Origin of the sequence: Arachidicoccus ginsenosidivorans (assembly GCF_007971385.1) — a bacterium.
In the GTDB taxonomy this organism is placed as follows: Bacteria; Bacteroidota; Bacteroidia; order Chitinophagales; family Chitinophagaceae; genus Arachidicoccus; species Arachidicoccus ginsenosidivorans.
In genome coordinates, this window is sequence record NZ_CP042434.1 from 1,167,866 (window position 1) to 1,193,834 (window position 25,969).

Here is a 25,969-nt window from a genome sequence, read left to right on the forward strand (position 1 = left end):
TTGGGTAAACATACATGCGCTTTATTCACTTTTCAGGTGGGGCAATAAATTGGATTTGGCCGTTTTATAGACATTTAGTGCCATGGTGATAAAAGTAATTAAAACCAGTACACACAGGACTTGGACAAATATACCCACGCCAATATGGGTCTTAAAGGCAAAATTATGGAGCCATTTATCTGCCAGCAGATAAGATAAAGGCGCTGAGATTAAAATGGCTAGGATAACCAATAACAAAAAATCCTTACAGATAAGTCCTATTATACTACGCACATCAGCCCCTAGTACTTTGCGAATACCAATTTCCTTTATCCTTGCCTCTGCATTGTAAGTAGCCAGTCCAAAAAGGCCTAAGCAGGATATAAAAATAGCAATGGAGGCAAAGCTGGTAAAAAGCGTTCCTACCCGTAAATCAGCTTTGTACAACGCTTCAAATTGCTTATCTATAAACGCATATTTAAAGGGCTGCTCATTGGTTTTATAAGGCTGGTAGGCCGCTTCAGCTGCCTTGATGGCTGCAGCCATCCGGCGCTGCGAAGTCCGGATATAGAGCGTATTGCGGGAAGCTGGATTTACATACATAACCAGTGGCGATATAGCCGATTTTAAGCTCTGAAAATTAAAATCCCGCACAATGCCTAAAATAGTAAATTTTTTGGAGCCAAAAGAGACCTGCTGTCCTACATAGGGCGGTTGCAGGCCCATTTGACTTATAGCAGTTTGGTTCAGGATCAGCCCCATACTATCTGTAGGTACTCCGGAGAAATTCTTGCCTGCCGTCATCTGCATTTTCATGGTTGGGATAAAGGCATCATCAACGGACACCGAATAAATCATAAACGTACTGCTGGGATCTTTGCCCTCCCATTTCATGCCGGTTGAGGATACATACAGATCTGTAAGATCCTCTGCATTACTTAGTCCAATGCTTTCTATATTACTGTTGCGTGCTAAGTCCGTTTTAATGGTCTCCAGATGTGGGATAGCCTGTTCAGGAAAGCTAACGGTAAAAACATAGTCCTTATCATAACCAATATTTTTATGACGGATATAATCCATTTGTCTGCCCATAACCATGGTCATGAATAACAAGATAGCCGCCATAAAAAACTGGAAGACGACCAGTGCTTTTCTAAAAGCATTGGCACTGACATTTTTACCTACTTTGCCTTTCAGAGAATTGAGTGGTTTGAACGAACTGAGCAGTAGTGCCGGATAAATACTGGAAACTAATAAGGTACCAAAAATAACCAGCAATAAGGTTTTCCATATCCGAAGATCACTTAAATCAAGGTGCAATGTTTTCCCGGAAATATAATTATAAAGCGGCATCAATAAATAGATCAACCCAATAGCTAATACCAGAGATATCCCAAAAATAAGTATGGTTTCTAAGACAAATTGAATAAACAACTGGCCTTTTTGGCACCAATAATTTTTTTGATGCTGACCTCTTTTGCACGAACCAGTGATCTGGCCGTGGCAATATTGACATAATTGATGCTGGCTATCAAAAATAACATAACGACGATCGCCATAAATATTTGCACCAGTCTCAGGGCGCTGTTGTCTCCATTTGGCGCCGTCAAATGGGTTTTAGTCAAATGCTGCAATTGAAAATCAAATCGTTTGTCGCCAAGGTCCGTCCAGGTTTTGTTAATGGCAGCTGCTACGTTTTTAGCGGAGGCTGTTTTTTGAAGCAAAAGATAGGTGGCCAGGCCAAAATTCTGACGGTCTTCATCCATGTCGCGGCCCGGATGACTGATTGCATAGGCAGCGCTGTAATAAGCCATGGGCAAAAGTACATCTGTTTGTATCGTTGACTTACTTGGAAAATCAGCAAGGACACCAGTAACGGTCATCTGGGTTCCTTCGTAATCCAGCAGCTGACCCAGCGGGTCTCTGTCGCCAAATACTTTTTGGGCAGCACGCCGGGTCATTACAATTGAATGCGGACTTTGCCACAAAGTCGCTTTATTGCCTGATTTAAGTGTATAGCTAAATACAGATAGAAAACTGTTATCTACAAACATAGAGGAAAGCTTGTAGGGCTGCCTTGCGCCTGCTTTTAGAAAAGTGGTCGTTCCATTATCCAGCACCCTGCAAGCAGTTTTTATTGCAGGTATCGATTGTGCAGCACTGTATACTTTGGGAGGCGTCATTGGATACACCACTGCTTTGCCGGCGTTTTTCTGGCCTTTAAACTGGGTATTGACCTGATAAATCTGATCTGCCTGTTTCAAAAATTGATCGTATCCCGTTTCGTTTTGCACCCATAGCAATAACATAATCCCAGTGGCCAGACCAATAGAAAGTCCAAGGATATTAATGACGCTATATAATTTGCCCTTTTTTATATTTCTCCAGGCGGATTTGAGATAAAATTTCAACATACTTCAAAATTTGGCATTAACGCTTTTCTGTGATACGTCTAAGATAATATGAGGCTTATAAAGTAGCCCTACCTGCATCCACCTGACGCTTAGCCACCGGTATGCCAAAATAATATCTACTGATTTTCTGCGTTTTAAGCATGTACAAAAATTAACACTTGTTCAAAAATGATACACCTGCTGTTCGTTTTTTGAACACTTCTACCTGATTGTCAATCATTATTTTATAACGCGCAGATGTTTACCATTCCTTCTCCTGGTCTTTGTCCTGGTCTTTGTTCTGGTCATCGTCCAGTTTATCGTCATGCCCATTACTTCTCTGCTCGCCTTCGCTAATATTTTTTTCTAAACCTGCTTAATTTTCCTGACATGCAATTGAAATTATAAAATAAGAGGTGCCGAGTCCCGGGACTATGTATCAAGGACTACTTTAACCTACTGCAAAAGTTGCTGATTATTTTTCAATCAAATAACACCAACGTTTTAATTTGCCCTCAAAATCAAAGGGCGTTGTTTTTTTTGTGATATCTGTAATTTTACTGGCGGTGATATGATCCTGATCTAAGACAAAGCGGGTAAAATTTGTACTAAAATAAAGCTGACCGCCTGGCGTAAGTGCATTTAAAACGTCTGTAATCAACTCCACATGATCTCTTTGGATATCTAAAACATCTTTCATCTTTTTGGAATTGCTGAAAGTTGGCGGATCCATTACCACCAAATCAAAGGAGGCCGGTTTTATGGTCTTTAAATATGCCTTGACATCGGCTGGGATAAAAGGGTATTTATTTTTGGTGGATGGTGTAAGTAGGTGGTTATAGCTGAAATTCTCGGCCGTCCAGTTTAAATAGGTATTGGAAAGATCTACGCTGGTTACACTGGCGGCCCCTGCCGCCGCTGCATATACCGAAAACGCCCCTGTATAGCAAAACAGGTTCAGCACATTTTTTTCACTTGCCACTGCACTCACCATTTGGCGGGTGATTCTATGATCTAAAAACAGGCCAGTATCCAGATAATCACTCAGATTGACCCTGAATTTTAATCCGCCTTCTTCCACTGTAAAATAATGTCCTGCACTGTCGACCTTTTCATATTGCGCACCTGCGATGCGGTGGCTCATTTTACTGCGCTGTTTAAGGTAAATTTCTGATTGTGCCACACCAGTTACCTGGCTGATAACAGCAAAGCAGGCATTAATTTTATCTTCCGGCCACTGGTCCTCCAAGTCGGGATCGGCTGATTTTTTGGCATAAATACTGACATATGCCTTTTCACCGTACAAGTCTATACTAATCGGAAACTCTGTCAAATCGCGGTCGTAGATGCGGTAACAATAGATTTTTTGCCTTCTAGCCAGCTTGCTTCTGTGTTTAAACACTTTGGTCAAACGGTTAAAAACATCTGTAATAAGGCTTCCATTGAGATTTCAGTTTAGGATCTGTATGATTTTATGGCTGCAAAATACGCCGAATTCTGGTCTTGGCTGCCGCTGCTAAGCCTGCTCGGTAAATTTTCTTATTTGTGCGCTGAAGCAGACTATACATAATTCGTCAACGCTTCGCTTTGGTAACAGGCTAATAGCCATTGGATTTGCCGAATGACCCTTGTAATTTAATTCTTAAAACCTTCTTAAATTAAATAGGAAAAGGTTCTTTGGGGCCGCCCGGATCCATGCGCTGGTTATACGCTAATGCCATAATTTATTTTTGTTCCCTAATTCTGTCAGAATTCACAGAACTAATCTTATTTTTGAATTTACGGCCCACTGATAAAAGGCTATAGCCTATTAAAATTCAATAAGTAAAGCAAATATCCAAGGCCGCAATCATAAAATAAACAAGATGAATTCTTTCAGGGAAATAGAGATAAATGGATTAAAACCAGGACAATTGGATCTTTTTGTAGGTCTTTTGTCTGAAGCGGGTTATAGCGGCTTTGAGGAATTGGAGGACGGTCAAACACTAAAGGCCTTTATTGATGAAGACAGCTTTGATGAGCCTTTATTGAAAAGTCTGTTGGCCCCGTATGAAATCCCTTATAAGGACCAAGTCGTCAATCAACAAAACTGGAATGCACTTTGGGAATCTAATTTTGAGCCTGTTGTAGTGGATGACTTTGTAGCGATCCGGGCTGACTTTCATCAGGATAAGTTCAATACGGAGTTTGAAATCGTGATTATGCCCAAAATGAGCTTCGGCACCGGTCATCACGGCACAACCTATATGATGGTAGCCCAGATGCGTAATTTGCAATGGGCGAGTAAAAAGGTGTTGGATTTTGGGACGGGCACGGGCATCTTAGCCATTTTAGCCAATAAGCTGGGCGCCAAAGATATTATTGCCTTAGATAATGATGATTGGTCCATTGAAAACGCCACTGAAAATATTTTGCGCAACAACTGTCACCATATCACAGTCAGTAAAGCACATACAGCTGCTACCGGTAGCAAGTTTGAGATTATACTGGCTAATATCAATAAAAATGTCATCATTGCCAACGGGGAAATACTTACTGATTCTTTGCTCCCAAAAGGAGATTTGCTGGTTAGCGGGCTCTTGCAGGAAGATGAACCGGATATTAAAGCCTTATTTACAGAGCTTGGACTTACTTACCTGACCACTGTGAATAAAGCACAGTGGATTGCAATGCATTTTAGAAAAATGTGATTGCACCCACATTTTTAAGTAGGTATCGTTCGCTATAAAGGGCTTGACCAAGCGGGATACCAAAGCGATCATGCTGTTGACCATTTTATAGTGCGTTTATAAACATCTAAAATGCTTTAAACACAACTATATTTTTTTGTTAAATTGTCTTAAAACGATATCATCCATACTTCATAAATCCCAAATTTTCATCGATCTTGTCTATAATTGACAATTACCTGTTATATTTGTGATTCACTATTTCTGACGAAAAGCTATTAATGCAAGAGATATTACTTTTACTGGTAGCCTATATGCTTGGCTCTATTCCTACCTCTGTGTGGGTGAGCAGACACTTTTTTGGTATTGATATACGTGAATACGGCAGTGGAAATGCTGGTGCCACAAACACCTTTAGGGTGCTGGGACCAAAATGGGGATCTATTGTCATGCTGGTGGACGTATCAAAGGGGGCGGCGGCTGCTTTATTGGTATTTACCTTGCAAAAATATGCATTGCATGACAGTATGCAACGCACCAACCTGATGATTGGTCTCGGACTTGCTGCTGTTGTGGGTCATATCTTCCCATTATGGGCAGGTTTTAAAGGTGGCAAGGGTGTGGCTACCTTATTTGGAATGATCCTGGCCATTCAGCCAGCAGTAGCGGGTCTTTGTGTGGGCGTTTTTGTTTTAGTACTATATCTAACCCGTTTTGTATCACTTAGTTCTATTCTATCTGGCGTTGCCTTTGCAGTGCTGATTCTTTTTATATTTAATGATGATTCAACTTTCTACAGGATATTTTCAATTGCGGTAGCTCTGATGCTGGTACTGACGCATCAAAAAAATATCAATCGTATTCTAAAAGGTACAGAAAGTAAAGTTCCCATCCTTAAATTCCGGGATCGTCGCAGAAATCGCCGGCGCGGTAGCCAAAAAAATGAACCTGACAGCGAAAATGCTTAGTGCTGCGGGTGAGGGATTGTAAATGACCTTGGATTCTGTCTATTAGCTTGTTACAATTACAGTTGTTTCCCCAATTGCCCTTATAATTGCTTTTAAAACTTATCTAAACGGCAATTCACAATCGCTTACTTGTACAACAACCTCCATTTTGGTATGGATATTGGTTTTAACATTTAACCTGTTTTCTGATGGTATGCTTTGCCAACAAAAATCGGGTTCAACTAATTACATCTGTTTTTACTGTCTTAAATTTAGTCTTATGTTACTTAAAAAACTGTCTCTTAGCACTTTAGGCATTATCATGCTTTTTGGCTGTACGCGTAATGCAATTTCTGGTCGCAGTCAACTGATGCTGACCTCAGAAACGGACCTTCAATCTCAGGCCCTGACAGAATACAAAGATTTTCTCTCTAAAAATAAGGTTGTGACCGCTGCTGCGGATAAAAAGGATTATGATGTTGTCCAAAAGGTGGGCAAAAGAATCGCTGCCGCCATCACTAAGTATTATGCCCAAAAGGGCTTATCCAGCGAATTAAGCGGTTATAAATGGGAGTTTAATCTGGTGCAGTCCAGTGATGTCAATGCTTGGTGTATGCCAGGAGGTAAAGTGGTGGTTTACACGGGCTTATTGCCGGTCGCTCAAAATGAGACTGGCCTTGCGATAGTGATGGGCCATGAAATCGCGCACGCAGTATTACATCATGGTCAGGAAAGAGTCAGCCAGCAGCAGGCCGCCTCCATTGGCGGGTCTCTGGTCAGCTCTGTGCTCGCAAATGGTAAAAACAAGATGGCGTCCAATGTATTTAATGCGGTTTATGCGCCTACCGCGCAGATGGGTGTGATTTTACCTAATTCCAGAAAACAGGAGTCAGAAGCAGACCATTATGGGCTTATTTTTGCTGCTATGGCGGGATATAATCCCCAGGAAGCGATCGCTTTTTGGGAAAGAATGGAAAAAATGGGTGGTGCAGACAATACACCAACACTGCTGCGCAGTCACCCCACAAATGCCACCAGAATCGCCGATATTAAGCGGTTAATGCCTGAGGCTGAACGCTATTACAAAGCCCGTTAAGATAGGAATTTTGCAAAAATAACGACCGTTCAAAAGTTAAAATGTTGTTCAACTTTGGCCCTGGGGCTGGATTATACCGATTTTTTACCTTAAATAGTGTAATTTTGCCTGTATTTGTTTTTTTAACCTTAAACCAAAGTTAAGGAATGTCCCATCAAGATTTGTACGAGCAATTTCAATTAACTAACGAAAAGAATATACTTATACAAGGCTTACCTTCTTCTATAGAAAAACAATTCGCGAAGATTTCTTTCAGTAAAAATGTAACCCCTTTATTAAAGAATAAGAAGATTGATTTTGCGCTGGTATTTGCGATCAATCATCAACAACTTTGCTCTATTCTTAAAGATGTGTTCCCTGCCTTGCATAGTTCAAGTAAAGTCTGGATCGCCTATCCTAAATCTTCCAGTAAGATTGTCAGTGATCTGAACCGGGTGGACTGCTGGGAAATACTCAGTAAAAACAGCTACGAAAAAGGCGAAGAGGAAATTGTTCTGGACAATGTCTGGGGTGCCGTAAAGTTCACAAAGGTACAGGTAGAAGAACCAGCAGAAGCAGCCTCTATTGCAACTAAAACACCCAGAGCGAAAGGATTTGATAAGAAGTTATCTATCATCCCAGCGGAACTGGATGCGCTTTTTGTAAAGCATAATAAGGCCAAAGAATTTTTCAGCTCCTTGCCTTCTGCCAATCAGAAGGAATATGTGACCTGGATTGAAGGGGCAAAACGCAGTGATACCAAACAAAAACGCCTGGCCTCGACTTTAGAAAAGCTACTGGCCGGCAAGAAGAACCCTATCGAAAAATAGGTTATTTGCAAGGAGTTTAAATTGAAATAATAAAAGAGTGCCAAGAATTAACTTTAGTCTTCACTAAAATTAATTCTTGGCACTCTTTTTAATTTATAGACCTGCCATACGCTGACTGCCTGCTGCTATCTCCAGCTACCTTATTTATTGATGCTCAGCAAAAAATGCAGTGTGCATATGGATTACCAAAAAATAAGGCAGTAGTGCTTTATGACTTTTATGGATCAAGCTAATGCTATAATTGCAAGTCAAAACAGAAACAGGCTGTTTCAGTTTTGGCCCGGTCAGATGCTATTTATATCAAATCCAATAATCAATCACGGATCAAAGTAATTTTAATGACTGCATGATCGGCTCCCTGGAGTTCGTCTGTATCCGGCAATCCACTTATATCTTCTAATTGTTCCAACACCATATTTGTATTATTTAGTGTGGTAATATTCAGCAGTGTCATATCTGGTTCGTCGCCATCGTTTTCGCTGATCTGAATAGTAGGTGGATTGACTTTTGTATTCAGAACATAGGTGCCTGAATGTACCTCACCACTTTCATCACCTTCGCCATCACCTTCTCTGGAGGTAATTTTCCCATCTTGAAGGGTCCATTTAATGCCTATGCCTTCCTCAACTGGTTCAGTTTTGATTACCTGATTATCTGCATCATATACTGTCACGGTTTCGCCAGTAATCTCCCAGTTGCCCTGGATGAGCGTTGCATAATCTTGGCTTTTCTCAGGTGTTTTGTCTTCTTTGCTGCAGCCGGTCATCATCGCTAGTGCAACCAATCCAATAAAAAGGGTCTTCATCTTTAGTTGTTGTATGTTTTAAATTAAAAAATAGACATTGCGCCCTATCCTTTGTACTGCTTTGTACAGCTTTACGCTAAGTCATCATATCCATAAAACGGATTTATACGCAAATCAATCCCATGTCTTACTGCTACAATGACGCTTGCCATGCCAGGAAGCAGGAAATCACTTTTAACGGCAAGTGGCTGCAAATTAATGAATTAAATACAAATATCCAATTGATAAGATCTGCTCAGCATCAATCTGTCCTGAAAATAAAACAACCTTGTTTTTCGGGGCAGTGGCTGTCCTATGCAAAAATTCCCAAAAGGCATAAGAATTATCCAGGGTTTCACCTGGATGATTTTCTTATGCTCGACACTTATTTTGTGCTTTGGTGTATTTTGTATTACTAGTTTTTATCAGGTTTTGTCAAAATTATTACTTGCAAGAACAACTGAGGTTTCAATTTGGCGAAGCGGAACGTTCCAGTATTTGCGTAACAACTGCTCCTTTTGCGCAAAGGCCACCTGCCTAAAACCGTTTTTCTGATAAAAGTTAATCGCCCAAGTCGCATCTGCCCAAGTGCCTATTAATGTGGGCTTTTCCGTAAGTGTGGATAAATGTTCTAATAGTTTGCGCCCGATCCCTTTATTGCGGGCTACTGTCCTTACATAGGCATGACGAATAAGGGTAACGTCCGATTTATCCTGAATCCCCATGACGCCGATGATTGTACCTTGTTTGTGATAGCACCAAAATTGAACACCATCAGCTATTTGCTTTTGCAATTCATCTTCGCTCATATAAGGTTCATGCCACCTGTCCGCCGGGATGATCCCCTTATAGGCTACCGCAGCGTCATTAATAATTTCATAAATATCCTTAAAATCTGATTGTTTACTCTTTGTAATCATTTCAGTCATATCGAATAATTTTCTAACCACACCCGCAAACTTTTCAAGTAGTTGACTGGCTGTTGTAGCTGTTTGACCTATTTTCTACTCAATGCAAAAAATTGCCTTATTTTATTCCAGGTTTCTTTCCTGTCGCCCGCCCACTTTTTATCTTTTTCCCCGCTGTATTCAATTGTTCAGGCTTTGAATTGCCATTTGATTTGGGCTTTGATATTGATTTTGCGCCTAATTCTTTGCCAGTAGTCGTAACGGGTTGTTTTTTATCTGCTTTTGCTGTTTTCTTCGAGTTCTGTTTTGTTTGTTTAGCAATGGCCTTGTTTTTATCCACTTTTGTGTTCTTGTCAGCTGCACTACTTTTCTTGGTGTCCCGGTTTGCCTTTTCTCCTTCTTTTGGCTGGCGAACCGGTGTACTACGCAGTTCTGCTTCTAAAAACTTGGCTGTAAAACTTTCTTTGCAATGAACCATCTGTTCTGGTGTTCCTTCAAATAAAATCCGGCCACCTCCTTTACCGCCTTCTGGCCCGAGATCGATAATATGATCGGCTACTTTAATCACATCCAGATTATGCTCAATAATCAGGACTGTATTGCCTTTGTCTGCCAGTTTATCCATGACATGCATTAATTGGCGGATATCGCTAAAATGAAGTCCCGTTGTGGGTTCATCGAGTATATAAAAAGTCTTGCCGGTATCCTTTTTGGCCAGCTCTGTTGCCAGCTTTACACGCTGCGCCTCACCACCGCTGAGCGTTACAGCTGATTGCCCCAGGCTGATGTAACCAAGACCAACATCTTGCAGGGTCTTTACTTTTCTAAATAAGGAAGGCACGGCATGGAAAAACTCTACTGCCTCATCTACGGTCATATTGAGTACATCACTGATAGATTTACCTCTATAGCGGATCTCCAGTGTCTCTCTGTTGTAGCGTTTGCCACCACACTTTTCACAGGGTACATAGACATCTGGCAAAAAGTTCATTTCAATTACCCGCATTCCGCCGCCTTCGCAAACATCACAGCGTCCTCCTTTGACATTGAAGGAGAATCTACCGGGTGCATAACCGCGGATTTTGGCCTCGGGCACAGCTGCATATAGCTGCCTGATATCGGTGAAAAAACCGCAATAGGTGGCTGGATTGCTTCTAGGTGTTCTGCCAATAGGCGATTGGTCTATCTCGATAACTTTATCAATATTTTCCAGCCCTTTAACCGATTTATAAGGCAAGGGTGTCATTTTTGAATGATAACAATGCCTGGATAATATCGGATACAGGGTTTCATTAATCAGGGTCGATTTACCGCTCCCACTCACTCCTGTTACAACGATTAGTTTTCCCAGTGGCAGGGTGAGCTGAACATTTTTTAGATTATTGCCCGTGGCTCCTTTAAGTTCAATGAACTTTCCATTGCCCGGTCTTCTGACCGGCGGAAGTTCAATGGCCGTTTCCCCGTTTAGAAAACGCGCCGTTTCTGTATGCGCGCGTAATGCCTCGCTCGGCGTTCCTGAAAAGACGATTTCTCCGCCATGTGATCCAGCTCTGGGGCCAATATCTACTAAATAATCAGAGGCCAGCATGATATCCTTGTCGTGTTCAACCACCAGTACACTGTTGCCAATATCGCGTAAATGCTGGAGGGCAGTGATCAACCTGTGATTATCTCTTTGATGCAGTCCAATGGAAGGCTCATCCAGTACGTAGGTAATGCCTTGCAACTGAGAACCAATCTGAGTAGCCAGTCTGATGCGCTGGCTTTCGCCACCGCTGAGGCTTCGGCTCGGCCTGTTCAGGGTCAGATAAGTAAGCCCGACATCCAACAAAAACTGCAATCTTTCCCGGATCTCTTTTAAGATGTCCTTGGCAATGATATTTTGTTTTTTGGAGAGTCGTTTTTCCAGGCCGGTAAACCAGCCGGCGAGTTCTTCCAGATCCATATCCCCTAGCTGGGCGATATTATGTCTGTCAATTAAAAACCAGAGACTCTCTTTTTTGAGCCTTTGTCCCTCACACATAGAGCAGGGTCGAAGTTCCATAAATCCAGCCACCCAGTCTCTTAAATGATCAGAACTGCCAGAGGAAGAAAACCATCTTTTCAGCATGGGAACCATGCCTTCATAGGTCCCCGTATAGACCTGTGGGATGGAATCATCCTGCCCGTCTATATCATAACTATGCACGGCGTCTCCATCGCCAAATAGTAACAAATCCAATGCTTTCTCACTGAGTGTTTCCAGGGGTTTATCCAGCGCGATCTTGTGCTTCTTGCTAAACTGAACGACTTGTTGATAGACGCTGGCACTACGCTCTTCTCCAAGCGGCGCCAATCCGCCTTTTTTGATACTGAGTTTTTTATCCGGTAATACCAGTTGTTCACTCACTGCATATATTTCACCCAGTCCCTTGCACTGGGGACAGGCACCATAGGGAGAATTAAAGGAAAATGAATTAGGAGATGGCTCCTCATAACTGATACCGGTATCTGCACAGACAAGCTGCCTGGAATACTGCGCCAAGACTTCCTTATCTCCCAGCAACACAAAGACCAGGTCTTTGCCCAGCTTTAACGCCTGCTGAATACTGGAAGACAGCCTTGGCTGCATCTCATCGGTTATTTTCATCCGGTCAATGACAATCTCAATATCGTGGATTTTATACCGGTCGACCTGCATTTCTGGTTTCAAGTCCAAAATAACACCATCTACCCGAACTTTTACAAAGCCCTTTTTTCTAATTTCCTCAAAGAGTTCTCTATAGTGGCCTTTTCTGCCTCTTACTACAGGTGCCAGGATAACAGCCTTTTGGCCTTTTTGGCGCAAATAGATATCGGCCACAATTTCTTCTTCACTGAACTTCACCATTTTTTGCCCGTATTATAGCTATAGGCTTCCGCCACGCGAGCAAAAAACAGCCTTAGAAAGTCGTACACTTCTGTTACGGTACCTACCGTACTTCTGGGATTTTTATTGGTTGTCTTCTGTTCTATAGAGATTACCGGACTCAGTCCGGTAATCTTATCCACGTCCGGCCTTTCCATATCACCCATAAACTGGCGGGCATAAGCACTAAAGCTTTCCATATACCGCCTTTGGCCTTCATTATAAATCGTATCAAATGCCAGTGAAGATTTACCGCTGCCAGAGACGCCAGTAAAAACCACCATCCTGTTTTTAGGAATTTGGATATCAATATCTTTTAGATTATGCTGCCTGGCGCCAAAGACGTCTAATGTTGTAGGGCCGTCCTGTAAAACAATGGTTTGTGCGGCCTTTTTTTTATTTTTAGTGACCGCCGTCAAAGCTTCGGCGGGTTTCTTTTTCAACTTGGTCATATATCACCAAAATTAATGGAAAATCAAACAATTTCTACTAAAATTTTTATAAGAATTAAAATATTTTGATTTTCCCCAAAAACGAAGGCCTGATCCGTTACAGATCAGGCCCTTACCAAACTAAATTGTATCAATTTATTGTCCTTCTTTCGCTTTTTTATTGTCTTTATGTTTACCAATACCGTAACCGGCTCCGCCGCCTACAGCTGCACCAATAACTGCGCCCAGTCCACGATTCTTTTTATCAACGATTGCGCCTATTACCGCGCCAGATCCGGCACCAATAAGCGCGCCTTTAGCGGCATTGCTGAATTTTTTCTTTTTGGCCGTAGTTGCTTCTGTCCCCCGTCATCTCCTGCCACTGCGCCGGCACTATTGTCATCTACATACTTTCCGTTATCATCATTCACAGATTTTACAGCTCCTGACGACTCATCATTTCCCTGATCATTCGCACTTGTAAAAGCCTGGCTGGAACTGCGTTGTTCACTGTTTGCAGCCTGTGACGGCTGTTCACTGCTTAGCGCTGCTAGAGAATCAGCGGTCTTTTGTGCATTAAAAGCGGCCAGACCTGCTGTGTCAGAAGGGTTAAGTGCTGCCTTATTTTGGCCATTATTCTTACAAGAAGCAAGTAGAAATGCGGCACTGATAAGAACGGACAACCAAAAATCCACTTAAACCGTGTTTGCTGTGCCCATAACGATCTATCCATGGTGACCATCTTGGCTTTAGACGCCTCTGTTTGTTTACTTGCTGGGAAACTAAGCTGCTGTTTATGCTTTATTGCACTCATAATTTATTTCTTTTGATGAAAATATCCACTTTGATTCATTTCTCTTACAAAGGTTAACCCCTGCTTTTTTTAAGAAAAATCAACCAAGTAATCCATAAAATTCAAAAAGCATACCAAGAGCACTATGAAAGAAGGCAGCCCTTGGCTGCCTTCAAAAAACATTCATATTCAACTCATTATAAATTAAAATATTATGCTTCATTGTTGTTAAAAATTCTTCTCTTTTTGCCAAAGTAAGCCATTATCAGGCTTCATAGGGTTTTACTTCAAATTCAAACTTCTTGTCAATGTATTTTGAATGCATGATCCTAAGAATGCCCATATAGTCCATTTTAAATTCTATCAGATCGCCTGTTTTTACCCCTTTATTATTCATCCCTAAATCTATAACAGTCATATCTGAACTGGAGCCTACGATTTGCATATCCGGATCTACGGGCTTAAAATGGTCTGCTTCGATATCCAACAAGCCTACATCCACAATTGCCCGATGGGTACTTTCCTGGGCGTTATTTTGATCAAACTGCAGTACTTCTCCGGAAAGATTATGGCCTAGTTCACCCATAGGTACCATGGGCTTTTCGTTGACCTCAATGACTTCTGCATATAGTTTAAAGACGTCATTGTGCATCTCAGCAAAGGTGGTATTATTATATACATCCGTACCCAGATATAAAGTCTCCCCCACCCTGAAATGATTCACCCCTGCCGGCAAGAGGCCGTTTTCAATCAGCGGTATGGTAACGGAGGCACCGCCTGATACATAAGGTATCTTTCGATCAAATTTTGTTTCAATGAGTTGTTTATAGATACAGAGCTGTATCAGTTTGTCGTGATTGGGTAGTACGCCATACATGCAGGTAAGATTGGTGCCAATACCTATCACTTCGATGCCGGGCAATTTAAAAATATCGCTGTAAAAATCCACTAAATGCTCACGCATAACGCCTTCACGCAACTCGCCCAGCTCTATCATAATGACGACTTTATGGATCTTACCCATTCTGACAGCGGCCGCTGAAAGCAGCCTTATGGTCTGAAGTTCTGTATTAAAACTAATATCCGCGAATTCAACGACACCATTTATGGATCTTTTGGCTGGCGGTTTTATAAAAACCGTTTCGATATTTGGATTAATAGCCTTGATGGCTTTTAAGTTGGTCACCCTGGAATCACAGATCTGGGTAACCCCCAGTTCAATGACTGCTTCCAGGTACTTTTTGTTACCACAAAGCAGTTTACTGACAACGGCCCAATCTATTTGCTTGCTTTTAAATAATGCATCCAGCTTCCCGTAATTCTCTTTAAGTTTCTTCTGGTTTAGTGTTATAAAAGCCATGGATTATTTTTTAATTAAACGCATTTCTAAATACTTGTTGCTAAACCCGAATTTCTCGTAAAGTCGCTTTGCCGGATTCTCAGGTTCTACATGTAGGGCAATATCGCCCGTCACCAGGTCTACCATCTGACGCATTAACTGACTGCCCAGGCCTTGGCCGCGCTTATCCTTATGCGTGGCTAAGTAAACCAGAATATTTTCCGGTATATATTCACCCATTCCGGTCTTGTTGATCACTGCAGCTGACACTAACACACCGTCTTCCAGTACTTCAATCAGATAACCACCGGGCGTATCCTTTGAATTGGCATAAAGAATTGCTTTTTCAATAGCAGTTCGCTCATCACCATACTGTTCTAAATGTTCAAATAGAAATGCGCTTAACTTGGTTAGTTCCTGAGCGGATAATTTTTCCTCTGGAGTAATTACACGTGTATCTTTCATGATAATATAGGCAGCCTATTGCTACCGCTTGTTAAAAGCACGCTGCCTAAAAATAAAATTGCAAGATGCCGGTTGTTACAAACAACCCATTAAATGCACATAATGCGTAGATGCTGGGAGAAAAATTGTAAGGAGCGTGATGCTGAAAAAATGATAAACCGAAGCCCAGCCTTAAGGCTTATCTTAAATTAAATCCTGCAATAAGTCTTTCGTTATGATGGACGCATAGTCTCAATTGCTCCGCAAAGTTACGAAAATTAATTTTAATGGGTCTAATGAAGGCAATATACAGTCATATTCTATTGGTTTACAACAAAATAAACATTACCTGAAATCATAAAAAAGACACCCGGGTGATTGAATAGATCCGGAGTCATTCCCTTAAAAAAATAGTTTTTATTTGAGTGATGCGTTGACTGCCCTATAGGGCATATTTACACTTTAATATGTTTTTAACACAACGATTCCATGTGGGGGTAACTGTAAATTGCCGAGCTCCTGGATAGCGCCCCTATCTTTATGCTCCCAGAGGTCTCTTACTTTTTGATCGGGCTTCAGGCCAATGAGGGCCGCACTTAGCTTGTAGGACGCAACTGTATCTGCACGGTTCATAACTGCAATGGCCTTTTGTTTACCTTTTTTACCCAATGGCTTTACCCAGACATCTATATTGCCTCCCGCCTGTTGGATGAGTCTTCTGGCTTGTTTAAAGCCATTATCCTGATCGATGGCGATGAGCTCTTTATTGGTCAGGATTTCTTTGGAGGGCTGGCTAATATGCTGCAGATCACAACTGATCATTAAAGGCGAAGTCAACATACACCACATCGAAAAATGTGTTTTATCTTCGTCATAGCTCATCCCACGTCCCACTTGTAACATATCCATATCATTGTAATGGCCCGGGCTGGCATACTGCCATAGGTTGGCATTTAAATCTATAATATTTTGAATCTCTTTAAAGTTGTTATGGATATCAGCAGAAAACCGCCAACTGTCTGCCGCTTTAATGGCCCAGGTACCTGGAAATTGCCAACGGCAGAGATTGAAGACCAGATCTGGTTTGATCTGGCGCAGGGTGTCAATTATATGTAGATAAGTGGCACTGTCATTTAGCTGCAATACTTTACCACCGCACCAGTCTACTTTTATATAATCAAAGCCCCAATCCTTAAAAAATTGCAGCCCATCTTGGGCAACATGTCCATAAAGCCCCACCCCAATACCCTTCTTATCATTATTCCAGATAGAACCACAGGTATTTTGTCCTCCATCGGAATAAATACCGGCCTTCATGCCAAGCTGATGAATATAATCCACGGTCGCTTTCATCCCTTTAGGAAACTTGGTTTTATCCACCAGTAATCTGCCATCCGCGGCCCTTCCCTCAAAGTATCCATCATCAATATTGACATAGTCGTACCCCGCTGCAAAAAGCCCCGAAGTTTTTAAAGCCTTTGCCTGGGCCTCGATCTTGTCTGCGCTGATACGTACGTCATACTGATACCAGCTGCACCACCCCATAGTAGGAGGTTTGATTTTTACTTTTTGTGCCTGCAGTAGCGTTATAAAGCCGGGCAGCAGACCCAAAAACATGAATAGAAGCATAAACCGGAAGGATTTTAGACCTGCTGCAGAAAAAAGGCTCACTTGTTGTTGCATCAAAACTTTCTTTGGTGACCTCGAAAATAAAGGTTTTTGACCAGAGCAGCACGATATAACTGCAAAAAGGCCGTTAATCACTTCAGTTGACTAATAAAGCTGGTCGCTATAGCTGGCAACTATCTACTCATTTCACTTAGAGGTGTACAATAAACAAAAACGTACAAAGAAATAGGAAGAAATAGGAAGAAATAGGAAGGGATAGGAAGGGATAGGAAGTTAAAATTGATAAGCTTTGGGCGTAATAAAGGTAGATGGCAAATGTTTTGATGCCCCGATTCTTTCATCCTTTTACGCCATTCAACCAAGTAATGCCTTTTAAGCCTTAAAAATGCTTTTGATCTTGGCACAAAAGTCGGAGGCAATCATTTGCTCTGCCTGTATAATCATATTGCTGAATGCCCGGTCATTACTGATACCATGACCAATGATGACGGGTTTGTCTATGCCCAAGATGGGAGTACCACCGTAGTTTTCATAATGGAAACGGCTAAGGAAGGCATCATTTTCCAACTGTCTTTCCGCTGCAATCTCATAAATGGATTCAGCCATTTTCAAAACAATATTCCCTGTAAAACCGTCACAAACGATGACATCTGCCTGATCCTTAAAAAGATCGCGACTTTCAATATTGCCGACAAAGTTTATGGCTTCGTTGTCTTTTAGTAGCGGATAGGTAGCCTGGCATAACAAATTACCCTTTTCAGCCTCAGCACCTACATTGAGTAAGGCAATCTTTGGATTGTCAATTTGCAGCACATTGCTGGCATAAGCACTGCCTAAAATGGCAAATTGATTGAGTTGTTCGGGTTTGCAATCTGCATTTAGGCCTACGTCCAGTAACAAGCCGTTGGTTCCATTGAGTTTGGGCACCAGTGTCGGGATGGTGGGTCTAAGGACGCCTTCAACAGTTTTGATGGTATACATCGCCCCCACCAGCATGGCGCCTGTATTGCCGGCACTGATAAAAGCCTGTATTTTCCCGGTAGAAAGTAAATGAAAACCGATGCCGATAGAAGAATCGGGTTTTTCTTTCAGGGCCTTGGTAGGATGTTCGTTATATCCGATTGCCTGAGGTGCATGCACCACCTTAATACGTGGATCACCGGCAATGCCGCAGCTATCCAGCAGTGGCTGGATTTCAGCTTCATTTCCGATGCAATAAATCAGACATGTTTTTGAGTCATCGTTAAGATACAGCGCAATGCCTTTTACAGCTTCAGAGGGGGCATAATCGCCACCCATCATATCTATTCCAATGTTGATGTCAGACACGTTTCAGGTTTTTGTTTAATTGGACATAACTTGGGGTTGCTATCTATAATTATACTGCAATAAATAGTCGACCTCCATTGTTATTGAACAAGATCAACAACCGGCTCTATCTTCAGTATTTGCCCTAGTTTCACGAAGGTTTTACTGTTTAAAAAGCGGCGTTGTCCCGTCTTGCGAAATTACAAAATTGCTTAAACTCACCAAATTATTTCCCCTTACAACCTACCCGCTATCTGGCAGGAGATTGTAAGGGGCTATATTTATTTTGTGTTCCTAGCCGTAAAACTTCGTCTGTTACTGCATTCAAACTGCAGGGGTAAACTGGATACAACAATTGCTTGTGGTAGCCAAAACTGCATGCTCATCGCCCAGACATGTCCAGGTTGAACGGTTTCAAGGATTTTATCCTGCAAAAGGCTGCGCCTTATGCATGCTTTAATGCTTTTGATACTTCGAGGTTGTTAATCCTCTTTGCTTCAATTTGGATACTGCTCCAGGCGACACTGCTCAACACGACTGTGGCTTAAGAACCCGGTCAAGTTAATGCGCTTTGTAAGCCGTATTATTAGGCTTTTAGTGGCGCTTTTTCAGCAACCAGTTTGCCTTTGTAATACAGTTTGCCTTCGCTGACGTGTGCACGGTGACGTACATGCGTTTCACCAGTAGTGGCGTCTTTGCTTAAAGTCACTTCTTCAGCGACGTAATGTGTTCTTCTTTTTGCGCTGCGCTGCTGTGAGTGTCTGCGTTTAGGATTTGGCATGACTATTTTGTTTTTTTAAATTGTTATACGTTTTTATACTTAAAAGGAATGGCTGAATTAAAAATCACAATTATAGTTGTTAATTCAGATCCTCCTCTTCTAGTCCTTTGAGTTTATCAAGATCCTTCCAAACATTGGAAGAGTCATGATGTATGGCTCTTTGTTTCATCTGATCCAGTTTTTCGATGACCTCCTGATTGCATTTGGATGTGTCTTCCGGATCCTCGGCGCAAAAACGTTGCGTGGGAATACTCAGATTGACAAATTCATAAATCCAATCGGCCAGATGCAGGTGGCTTTCCTGATAACCGATATAAAATATATCGGGATCTTCCTCCTGTTCGTTCATCTGGTCGGGCTCATCGACCATTTTCACCACCACATCAAACTCATCCCAGAGCTCTTTGCTGATGGTATTGGCGCATCTGTCACACTGGACATCTACTGTTCCGGAAATATCAAACTTAAGTAAGATCAGCGATGTGGTCTTTTCCAGCTTTACTTTGATCTCCGCCTGACAATTTTCAAAATCCTGCGGTCCGTAATGCTCAAAAAAACGATCATCCACCTTGTATTCAAAATCATGAATTCCCGGCTTCAGGCCTACAAAGGCGATTTCGTATGCACGTCGGTAATTCATTCTCTCAAATTTAGGCGCACAAAGGTAAAAATTTATATCTGAATACACAAATTAGTTTTGTAAGCCACTGGAATTGGGCTTTCCCTGCATTTTAATCGCCAGGAATTGAGGAAAGGCACTTCAATGTTAGCTGTTTCGCTCAAAATTCCCGCATAATATAGGCAAAATGTCTCCGTAAATGTAATAAATGGGGGCGAAACCATTTTGAAGCAGGCTGCGCTGTTTTGTAACAAAAAAGAACATTTTTTGTTACAAAATCTCCCCTAGTATCTAGTATAATACAACGGCAGTAACTTTTAGCCATTAGGTTAACTTAAAGCTTCTACTGATTATGAGGTAGTTGCATGCCTTATGGTCAGTAATGCTTATTGGGTCGTTTAGACTAATTCGCTTAGAGTATATCCCTTTTCTCTACTGTTTTTCCCGGTGTATGAGCAGCAGCCAGCAAAATAGCACCGCCAAGTAGACCGATATCTTTCACGAGCATCATGGGATCTCCGGTTTTATGAATCGCCCCCGGAATCTGAATACTCAGTAAAATGATCAATAGATAAAGCGCCAGTAACCAGGCGGCGAGTCTGACCTGGATATTCAATACAAAGGCGATCGCTGCGAGTAACTGAGCCACCCCTGTAAAATAGACCCAAAAGGTCGCAGGAGGAAAGGGAACCATGGGAGCCATTGCACTGCCAGCCATCAAATGGCTGATACCAAAATAGGCAAAGGGAACGGCAATCAGGATCTGGGCAATCCTTAATAATACTTGTTTGGACATACCTGGTCTTTTTAAAGTGAATATTTTGTTTCTTAGGGAGGCAGGCTTCTTTGGTCAATTTGCGGCTAACCATCCCTGACTCCTTATCACTACAACCAAAATAACGATTGTAAGTTACAAAGATTTTTCCTTTCCAGATACAATTAGTATTAAAATTCTACAGATATGTTTGGATATGTATAGCGCTTGCGGTCTAAGACTCTCCTTCAGGGTATACCCGGCGAAGATGCAGGCTTCTGGTTGCAGATACAATGAGTGGGAACTTCTCCACCTGGACATAGCTGGAGTCCAGACCAAAGCCTTTTTCTTCCCCAAGCGAGATCTTCTTGAGCCAGAAATAATAGCGCATAATCAGCTTTTCAAAAAAGGGCAGTTCGTTGTCATTTGACAGGAATTTTTCCAATACAACAAACTGAAAATCACCGCTGATATTATTTCTTTCCAGGCTTTCGTAACGGCTGGTAATATTTACTTCCTTATTGGCATACAGCTCTTCTACGACTCTTTTCATCATAAGCTGTATTTTTTGTTCAACCCGGAAGCCAAGGCGGAATTCCACACGGATGATATCATTGGGGATAATATGTTCAACAACAAATTCTGTCGTATAAGGGTCATCTACAATATCTACATGTACAAACCAGTAGATATCGGCTCTTTTGGGTTTTCGGTTGAGGATGGAATAAATGATCTTGTGTTCTATTTCTTTCGGGTTGTTCGCACTGGTCATGTAGACCAGGTGCGTAGAATACATAGGAATGGTTTTGTCATTGCTTAGCTCCTGAATCATGGGTACATAATGCTCCAGGCGGACAAATTCCACATAACGGTTTTTGATTTTGCGGCTGCGGAACCAGACATACATCACCCCGAACAGGATGCCGCCCACAATTATAGCCACATATCCTCCATGGGGAAATTTATTGAGGTTGGCACCCAGAAAAGATAGTTCAATGACCAGATACACCAGTAAGTAAAGCGCCACCCAGATCTTTTTCACTCTTTTGCCAATCAGGTAATTGGCAAATAAAATGGAAGTGCTGATCATACAAAGGGTGATCGCCAGCCCATAAGCGGCCTCCATTTTTGAGGATTCCTGAAAATGCAGCACAATGGCCAGACAGCCAATCCATAATAAGGTATTCACCCCGGGTATATATACCTGGCCTTTTTCCTCTGAAGGATATTTGATCTTCATTTTGGGCCAAAGGTTCAGCCGAAGCGCCTCTGAGATTAAAGTAAATGACCCGGAAATCAGGGCCTGGGAGGCGATCACGGCCGCCGCTGTAGCGATTAAAATGCCGACCAACCTAAAACTGTCCGGCATGACGGCAAAAAAAGGATTACGACCCAGATCCAGTGTCCCGTTTTTATATTGGGCGAGTAGCCAGGCGCCTTGTCCTAAATAGTTCAGAATTAAACAGAGTTTTACAAAACACCAGGTAACATAGATATTTTTTCGGCCACAGTGCCCCAGATCCGAATAGAGCGCTTCTGCCCCTGTGGTACAGAGGAAAACTGCTCCTAACAGCCAGAAACCACCCGGATAATCAATGAGCAATCGGATTGCATAATAGGGATTGAATGCTCTGAGCACGCCCAGATTATCCATCAAATGGCTTCCACCTAATATGGCCATCATAATAAACCAGCCCAGCATAATCGGTCCGAATAATTTACCAATATTATAAGTACCGAACTGCTGCATAAAAAAAAGGACACAAATAATGGACATGACAATCAACACAATGACTTCTCTGGTAATACCGGCAAAAGCCGGTATTAGCTCCAATCCTTCAATAGCAGAAGTCACTGTTACAGGAGGCGTAATGATGCCATCGGCCAGCAGGGCTGCACCACCGATCATGGCTGGCACCACCAGCCATTTTTTCTGCCTTCTGACAAGGGCATATAAACTAAAAATGCCGCCTTCACCCCTGTTATCAGCGCGTAAAGTCAGCACGACATATTTAATAGTTGTCTGGAGTGTCAGCGTCCAGATTATACACGATATACCACCTACTATGAGTTCAGGAAATCTTCCTGAAGGTATCAGATCATGGTTGAGAATGGCCTTTAATACATACAATGGGGATGTTCCGATATCTCCATAGATGATTCCCAGGGCTATCACAAGGCCAGCTAATGAAACCTTGTTGATATTGTTTTTACTCATGTGGTTGTACCTTACTGAATAATTAAGTTGCTGCCAGGCTTCGCACCTGTTAAACGGCAAAAATACAAAACCGTTTTTAATTATCTAGGATTATCCTGCTCACAACCGTTCGTTTGAGCCTCGATAATTTCCTGCCTTTCAGGGAGGCAGTTGCACTACATAAGCTATATTTGTGCCTAAATATATATTTAATAACTGTGGTCAGCCTATTTAAAGAAAAGACTACCATCGGAGTGTTCCGGTTGATTCTCCTGAGTGTAGTGGTACATGCAAAATTTTTTATTCATTCTCCGGCAGTGCTCCCACAGCCTGACAATTTGCTGTTGGCCCCCTTGCTTGGCCTTATCAAAAATTGGCCAACCCTGGTACTGGCCACCATATATCACGGTCTTGTTGTCATCCAGGCTTTACGCTTAAATTATATACTGGGCAATCATAAGCTCTTCGCGCATACCAATTTTACGGTCGCCATGTGCTATATATTATTTACGGGTCTGTTGCCCGAGTGGTGCAATATCACGGGCGCACTGGTAATTAATTTATTGATTATCTGGCTGATACATTTACTATGCCAGCTATATCATACCCAGAAGCCCGGTGCCGTTGTCTTTAATATCGGTATGATCACGGGGATATCAGTATTACTTTATCCACCGGCTTTTATCCTGGTTTTGATTATGCTGGTGGGTATAATGATTATCCGGTCTTTTAAGTTTACCCAGGTCGTGACTTATTTGATCGGTGCTGTATTGCCCTTATATTTTCTGGGTTCTTACCTTTACCTGTATGGTAGTTTCCATCAATTATATTTATATCTACCCAAACTAGACTTTCGCCAACCGCTCATCGCTAATAAAGGTACGCTTATTGGCAGCTTTGCCCTGATTGTCGTTTGCCTGTTGGGTGGCTTTTCTTATTTACAGGCTGGTATGCATAAACTGCTGATACTTGCCCGCAAATGTTGGATTATTTTATGTTTAATGCTGATTTGTTTTATTCCGACCATTTTTACGGTTCAGGATGCCAGCTGGACCGTAGTCCTCTTGCTTATGCCACCAGCAGCTGCCATCGCGGGCAATCTGTTCTATTATAACCAGCAAAAGGTCTTCCTTTCTGTTTTGTTCTGGCTACTCATCTTCTCTGCGTGGTTTTATAGTTTTAATGGCTGGGCTTTACTGCCGAAAGGATAATTTTTCTGTTATGCAAGGCCTTGCCCACTCGGTAAATCGCCTTAAATCGTTTAACTTTGCACCGGACCAACAAAAAAGCCCAAAAAACGATCAATTTTAGGCTGTTGGTTCAAAATAATGTATAAAACCTAAAAATTTTACGATGAAATTTGGTGTGGTAGTATTCCCAGGATCTAACTGTGATCATGATATGCAGGATGCCTTGCAAAACGACCTGAATAAAGAAGTCAGAATGCTTTGGCATAAAGATGAATCCCTGGACGGGTTTACTACAGAGGACTGCATTGTACTGCCAGGTGGCTTTTCCTTTGGTGATTATCTGCGCTGCGGGGCTATCGCCCGTTTTAGCCCGATGATGCAAAGCGTTATTGACTTTGCAAATAAAGGTGGTAAAGTCCTGGGTGTCTGCAACGGTTTTCAGATTTTATGTGAGAGTCATCTGTTGCCTGGTGTACTGACCATGAATGCACACCGCCAGTTTGTCTGCAAAAACAATTACCTGAAAGCGCCTGGAGGATCTCCCCTACTGATCCCGGTCGCACATGGTGATGGTCGCTTTCAGGCAGATGAAAAGACCCTGGATGAGCTGGAAACAGAAGGTCAGGTGCTTTTTTATTACTGCGACCAGCAAGGTAATATTGACGCTGCGCATAATCCTAATGGCGCCATCAGAAATATTGCCGGTATCCGCAATAAGCAAGGCAATGTGTTTGGTATGATGCCGCATCCGGAAAGAGCCGTTTCTGCTACACTGGGAAATGAAGATGGCAAAAAGGTATTTGAAATGCTGGGCTTATTGTAAGGGATAATAAGATCTGGATAAGGTTGCCTTATTTGATGACAGCCTCGTTAAATAAATACTAAAAAATACCTTTATTAAGCGGATAAAGTGCATTCGCACCCAGACTGTAGCAAGACAATTAAAAGAATTTAACTGGATTATTTGCACAGCACTTTGGCGTATTCTGCGAAGGTCAATAAAGCAAGCTGTTCTTTACTTTTCTTTTTTACTGACCGGATTTTGTCCTAATAATTATTATAAAACTGCATACATTATAATTGGCCATTAACAAAGCAGCCATCTTCATAAAGACTGCCCGCCTTGCGGGCAGTCTTTATGATTACTTCATGACCTATGCGCTTAAGATCAATTACTTGACTACAGATTTATGCCTGTTTTTTTCACTTCTTATGTTTATCCGATAAAGTTTTACCTGGGAATTATGGGACTACCATAACGCAGCATATTTAGGCCTATTAAACAAGTTTAAATATCTTTGGTCTATAATTTGTCTGCTACCGGGTAACAATTGGTTATTTAAACTATTCACCTGGAACAATAGCAGCGCAGGTCAATGTAATTTTAAAAAGAAACTATGATGAAAAAATTAACAGCAACACTGGTATTGGCTTTTATGGCAGTGCTTTGTTTTGCACAGCAGACTCCCGTTAAATGGTCTTCAACTGCTGAGAAAGTAGATGGCGGTCAATACAAAGTGACGATTACTGCCACAGTGCCAGAGCCATGGCACATTTACTCTCAATTTGTCGGTGATGGAGGTCCGGTACCCACCAGTTTTACTTTTACCAAAAATCCGCTGGTGACACTAGTAGGTAAGACCAAAGAAGTCGGTAAAATGAAGACAGTTCATGACAAAAACTTTGATATGGACGTTAAATACTACTCCGATAAAGTGAGTTTTACGCAACTGGTCAAGGTTAAAGGAAACGTTAAAACAAATCTGGCTGGTGAAGTCAATTTTATGGTATGTAATGACCATGAATGTCTGCCACCCAGTAGTTCTAAGTTTTCTGTCGCCCTTAAATAAATCGTGTATCCTGTAGTATACTAAATTAATATACTGATATTATTTAATTTTAAGGTTTGTTCGTGATCATTACGAACAAACCTTTTTAATTTTGCGCTTGAACCCAGGGTGCGTTGGCTTTTAGTAGCTCATGCGACAGAATTAAAAACCACGTCATTTATT

At 41.8% G+C, this 25,969-nt stretch carries 25 protein-coding genes; 8 read left to right on the forward strand and 17 right to left on the reverse strand.

The features are described 5' to 3' along the window. Positions 1-21: 21 nt before the first annotated feature. From FSB73_RS04705 to FSB73_RS04715, 3 genes are all read right to left on the reverse strand, one after another. Entirely contained in the window at positions 22-1,413 is a 1,392-nt protein-coding gene (locus tag FSB73_RS04705) for an ABC transporter permease (protein WP_146780344.1), read from the reverse strand. Next, on the reverse strand, positions 1,392-2,393 hold the full coding sequence (locus FSB73_RS04710; RefSeq protein ID WP_146780345.1) for an ABC transporter permease: 1,002 nt from the start codon (positions 2,391-2,393) through the stop codon (positions 1,392-1,394). Before FSB73_RS04710 ends, FSB73_RS04705 begins: the two co-directional genes overlap by 22 nt. Before the next feature lie 454 nt (positions 2,394-2,847). Next, the gene (locus FSB73_RS04715; protein ID WP_225974482.1) at positions 2,848-3,774 is read right to left on the reverse strand and encodes a class I SAM-dependent methyltransferase; all 927 of its coding nucleotides are present in this window, start codon (positions 3,772-3,774) and stop codon (positions 2,848-2,850) included. A 463-nt stretch (positions 3,775-4,237) separates the two neighbouring features. On the opposite strand from FSB73_RS04715, the gene prmA reads away from it, so the two are divergent. From prmA to FSB73_RS04735, 4 genes are all read left to right on the forward strand, one after another. Beyond that, the gene (gene prmA, locus FSB73_RS04720) at positions 4,238-5,062 is read left to right on the forward strand and encodes a 50S ribosomal protein L11 methyltransferase (RefSeq protein WP_146780347.1); all 825 of its coding nucleotides are present in this window, start codon (positions 4,238-4,240) and stop codon (positions 5,060-5,062) included. Between the two features lie 260 nt (positions 5,063-5,322). Beyond that, on the forward strand, positions 5,323-6,009 hold the full coding sequence (gene plsY / locus FSB73_RS04725; RefSeq protein WP_146780348.1) for a glycerol-3-phosphate 1-O-acyltransferase PlsY: 687 nt from the start codon (positions 5,323-5,325) through the stop codon (positions 6,007-6,009). A 259-nt stretch (positions 6,010-6,268) separates the two neighbouring features. Next, positions 6,269-7,084, forward strand: a complete 816-nt coding sequence (locus FSB73_RS04730) for a M48 family metallopeptidase (protein ID WP_146780349.1) — start codon at positions 6,269-6,271, stop codon at positions 7,082-7,084. A gap of 146 nt (positions 7,085-7,230) precedes the next feature. Next, positions 7,231-7,893, forward strand: a complete 663-nt coding sequence (locus FSB73_RS04735) for a YdeI/OmpD-associated family protein (protein WP_146780350.1) — start codon at positions 7,231-7,233, stop codon at positions 7,891-7,893. A gap of 313 nt (positions 7,894-8,206) precedes the next feature. Here FSB73_RS04735 and FSB73_RS04740 read toward each other — a convergent pair whose 3' ends face one another. Next, the gene (locus FSB73_RS04740; RefSeq protein WP_146780351.1) at positions 8,207-8,698 is read right to left on the reverse strand and encodes a lipocalin family protein; all 492 of its coding nucleotides are present in this window, start codon (positions 8,696-8,698) and stop codon (positions 8,207-8,209) included. A gap of 122 nt (positions 8,699-8,820) precedes the next feature. Between FSB73_RS04740 and FSB73_RS04745 the strand changes: the two genes are divergently transcribed. Further along, positions 8,821-9,096, forward strand: coding sequence for a hypothetical protein (locus tag FSB73_RS04745; protein WP_146780352.1), 276 nt, complete (start codon positions 8,821-8,823; stop codon positions 9,094-9,096). 6 nt (positions 9,097-9,102) lie between these two features. Here the strand turns inward: FSB73_RS04745 and FSB73_RS04750 are convergent, their stop codons facing one another. From FSB73_RS04750 to FSB73_RS04805, 13 genes are all read right to left on the reverse strand, one after another. Continuing rightward, positions 9,103-9,606 (reverse strand): GNAT family N-acetyltransferase, encoded by a 504-nt coding sequence (locus FSB73_RS04750; protein WP_225974483.1) that lies wholly within the window; start codon positions 9,604-9,606, stop codon positions 9,103-9,105. Between the two features lie 97 nt (positions 9,607-9,703). Beyond that, entirely contained in the window at positions 9,704-12,454 is a 2,751-nt protein-coding gene (uvrA, locus tag FSB73_RS04755; protein ID WP_225974484.1) for an excinuclease ABC subunit UvrA, read from the reverse strand. Continuing rightward, on the reverse strand, positions 12,448-12,924 hold the full coding sequence (locus tag FSB73_RS27925; RefSeq protein ID WP_225974485.1) for a hypothetical protein: 477 nt from the start codon (positions 12,922-12,924) through the stop codon (positions 12,448-12,450). Before FSB73_RS27925 ends, uvrA begins: the two co-directional genes overlap by 7 nt. Before the next feature lie 135 nt (positions 12,925-13,059). Beyond that, on the reverse strand, positions 13,060-13,209 hold the full coding sequence (locus tag FSB73_RS04760; RefSeq protein WP_146788066.1) for a glycine zipper domain-containing protein: 150 nt from the start codon (positions 13,207-13,209) through the stop codon (positions 13,060-13,062). After that, positions 13,185-13,598 carry a hypothetical protein gene (locus FSB73_RS04765; protein WP_146780353.1) on the reverse strand — a complete coding sequence of 138 codons (414 nt, stop codon included), beginning with the start codon at positions 13,596-13,598 and terminating at the stop codon, positions 13,185-13,187. The genes FSB73_RS04760 and FSB73_RS04765 overlap by 25 nt, the downstream gene beginning before the upstream one ends. A 363-nt stretch (positions 13,599-13,961) precedes the next feature. Beyond that, a complete protein-coding gene (locus FSB73_RS04770; protein ID WP_146780354.1) occupies positions 13,962-15,056 on the reverse strand; it encodes an alanine racemase in 1,095 nt (364 codons plus the stop codon). 3 nt (positions 15,057-15,059) lie between these two features. After that, positions 15,060-15,500 carry a GNAT family N-acetyltransferase gene (locus FSB73_RS04775; RefSeq protein ID WP_146780355.1) on the reverse strand — a complete coding sequence of 147 codons (441 nt, stop codon included), beginning with the start codon at positions 15,498-15,500 and terminating at the stop codon, positions 15,060-15,062. A 441-nt stretch (positions 15,501-15,941) separates the two neighbouring features. Next, entirely contained in the window at positions 15,942-17,108 is a 1,167-nt protein-coding gene (locus FSB73_RS04780) for a glycoside hydrolase family 27 protein (protein ID WP_146780356.1), read from the reverse strand. 372 nt (positions 17,109-17,480) lie between these two features. Then, on the reverse strand, positions 17,481-18,437 hold the full coding sequence (gene plsX, locus FSB73_RS04785; RefSeq protein ID WP_225974486.1) for a phosphate acyltransferase PlsX: 957 nt from the start codon (positions 18,435-18,437) through the stop codon (positions 17,481-17,483). 565 nt (positions 18,438-19,002) lie between these two features. After that, the gene (gene rpmF / locus FSB73_RS04790; protein ID WP_091395148.1) at positions 19,003-19,197 is read right to left on the reverse strand and encodes a 50S ribosomal protein L32; all 195 of its coding nucleotides are present in this window, start codon (positions 19,195-19,197) and stop codon (positions 19,003-19,005) included. 79 nt (positions 19,198-19,276) lie between these two features. Continuing rightward, a complete protein-coding gene (locus tag FSB73_RS04795; protein ID WP_146780357.1) occupies positions 19,277-19,837 on the reverse strand; it encodes a YceD family protein in 561 nt (186 codons plus the stop codon). Between the two features lie 391 nt (positions 19,838-20,228). Beyond that, positions 20,229-20,612, reverse strand: coding sequence for a DoxX family membrane protein (locus FSB73_RS04800; RefSeq protein ID WP_146780358.1), 384 nt, complete (start codon positions 20,610-20,612; stop codon positions 20,229-20,231). A gap of 193 nt (positions 20,613-20,805) precedes the next feature. After that, positions 20,806-22,788 carry a KUP/HAK/KT family potassium transporter gene (locus tag FSB73_RS04805; protein WP_146780359.1) on the reverse strand — a complete coding sequence of 661 codons (1,983 nt, stop codon included), beginning with the start codon at positions 22,786-22,788 and terminating at the stop codon, positions 20,806-20,808. Between the two features lie 197 nt (positions 22,789-22,985). On the opposite strand from FSB73_RS04805, the gene FSB73_RS04810 reads away from it, so the two are divergent. The 3 genes from FSB73_RS04810 to FSB73_RS04820 all read left to right on the forward strand — a co-directional run bounded on the left by FSB73_RS04810 (position 22,986) and on the right by FSB73_RS04820 (position 25,807). Further along, positions 22,986-23,978: a DUF6427 family protein gene (locus FSB73_RS04810; protein ID WP_146780360.1), complete on the forward strand. Its 993-nt coding sequence runs from the start codon at positions 22,986-22,988 to the stop codon at positions 23,976-23,978. Between the two features lie 142 nt (positions 23,979-24,120). Continuing rightward, positions 24,121-24,780 carry a phosphoribosylformylglycinamidine synthase subunit PurQ gene (gene purQ / locus FSB73_RS04815; RefSeq protein ID WP_146780361.1) on the forward strand — a complete coding sequence of 220 codons (660 nt, stop codon included), beginning with the start codon at positions 24,121-24,123 and terminating at the stop codon, positions 24,778-24,780. 574 nt (positions 24,781-25,354) lie between these two features. Continuing rightward, positions 25,355-25,807: a protein-disulfide reductase DsbD domain-containing protein gene (locus FSB73_RS04820; RefSeq protein WP_146780362.1), complete on the forward strand. Its 453-nt coding sequence runs from the start codon at positions 25,355-25,357 to the stop codon at positions 25,805-25,807. Positions 25,808-25,969: the final 162 nt, after the last annotated feature.

Bases quoted from the DNA above. Each gene is read 5' to 3' on its own strand.
- FSB73_RS04710 (WP_146780345.1), bottom strand. From the start codon at position 2,393: ATGTTGAAATTTTATCTCAAATCCGCCTGGAGAAATATAAAAAAGGGC.
- prmA (WP_146780347.1), top strand. From the start codon at position 4,238: ATGAATTCTTTCAGGGAAATAGAGATAAATGGATTAAAACCAGGACAA.
- plsY (WP_146780348.1), top strand. From the start codon at position 5,323: ATGCAAGAGATATTACTTTTACTGGTAGCCTATATGCTTGGCTCTATT.
- FSB73_RS04730 (WP_146780349.1), top strand. From the start codon at position 6,269: ATGTTACTTAAAAAACTGTCTCTTAGCACTTTAGGCATTATCATGCTT.
- FSB73_RS04735 (WP_146780350.1), top strand. From the start codon at position 7,231: ATGTCCCATCAAGATTTGTACGAGCAATTTCAATTAACTAACGAAAAG.
- FSB73_RS04740 (WP_146780351.1), bottom strand. From the start codon at position 8,698: ATGAAGACCCTTTTTATTGGATTGGTTGCACTAGCGATGATGACCGGC.
- FSB73_RS04745 (WP_146780352.1), top strand. From the start codon at position 8,821: ATGTCTTACTGCTACAATGACGCTTGCCATGCCAGGAAGCAGGAAATC.
- FSB73_RS04750 (WP_225974483.1), bottom strand. From the start codon at position 9,606: ATGACTGAAATGATTACAAAGAGTAAACAATCAGATTTTAAGGATATT.
- uvrA (WP_225974484.1), bottom strand. From the start codon at position 12,454: ATGGTGAAGTTCAGTGAAGAAGAAATTGTGGCCGATATCTATTTGCGC.
- FSB73_RS27925 (WP_225974485.1), bottom strand. From the start codon at position 12,924: ATGACCAAGTTGAAAAAGAAACCCGCCGAAGCTTTGACGGCGGTCACT.
- FSB73_RS04770 (WP_146780354.1), bottom strand. From the start codon at position 15,056: ATGGCTTTTATAACACTAAACCAGAAGAAACTTAAAGAGAATTACGGG.
- FSB73_RS04775 (WP_146780355.1), bottom strand. From the start codon at position 15,500: ATGAAAGATACACGTGTAATTACTCCAGAGGAAAAATTATCCGCTCAG.
- FSB73_RS04780 (WP_146780356.1), bottom strand. From the start codon at position 17,108: ATGCTTCTATTCATGTTTTTGGGTCTGCTGCCCGGCTTTATAACGCTA.
- rpmF (WP_091395148.1), bottom strand. From the start codon at position 19,197: ATGCCAAATCCTAAACGCAGACACTCACAGCAGCGCAGCGCAAAAAGA.
- FSB73_RS04795 (WP_146780357.1), bottom strand. From the start codon at position 19,837: ATGAATTACCGACGTGCATACGAAATCGCCTTTGTAGGCCTGAAGCCG.
- FSB73_RS04800 (WP_146780358.1), bottom strand. From the start codon at position 20,612: ATGTCCAAACAAGTATTATTAAGGATTGCCCAGATCCTGATTGCCGTT.
- FSB73_RS04805 (WP_146780359.1), bottom strand. From the start codon at position 22,788: ATGAGTAAAAACAATATCAACAAGGTTTCATTAGCTGGCCTTGTGATA.
- purQ (WP_146780361.1), top strand. From the start codon at position 24,121: ATGAAATTTGGTGTGGTAGTATTCCCAGGATCTAACTGTGATCATGAT.
- FSB73_RS04820 (WP_146780362.1), top strand. From the start codon at position 25,355: ATGATGAAAAAATTAACAGCAACACTGGTATTGGCTTTTATGGCAGTG.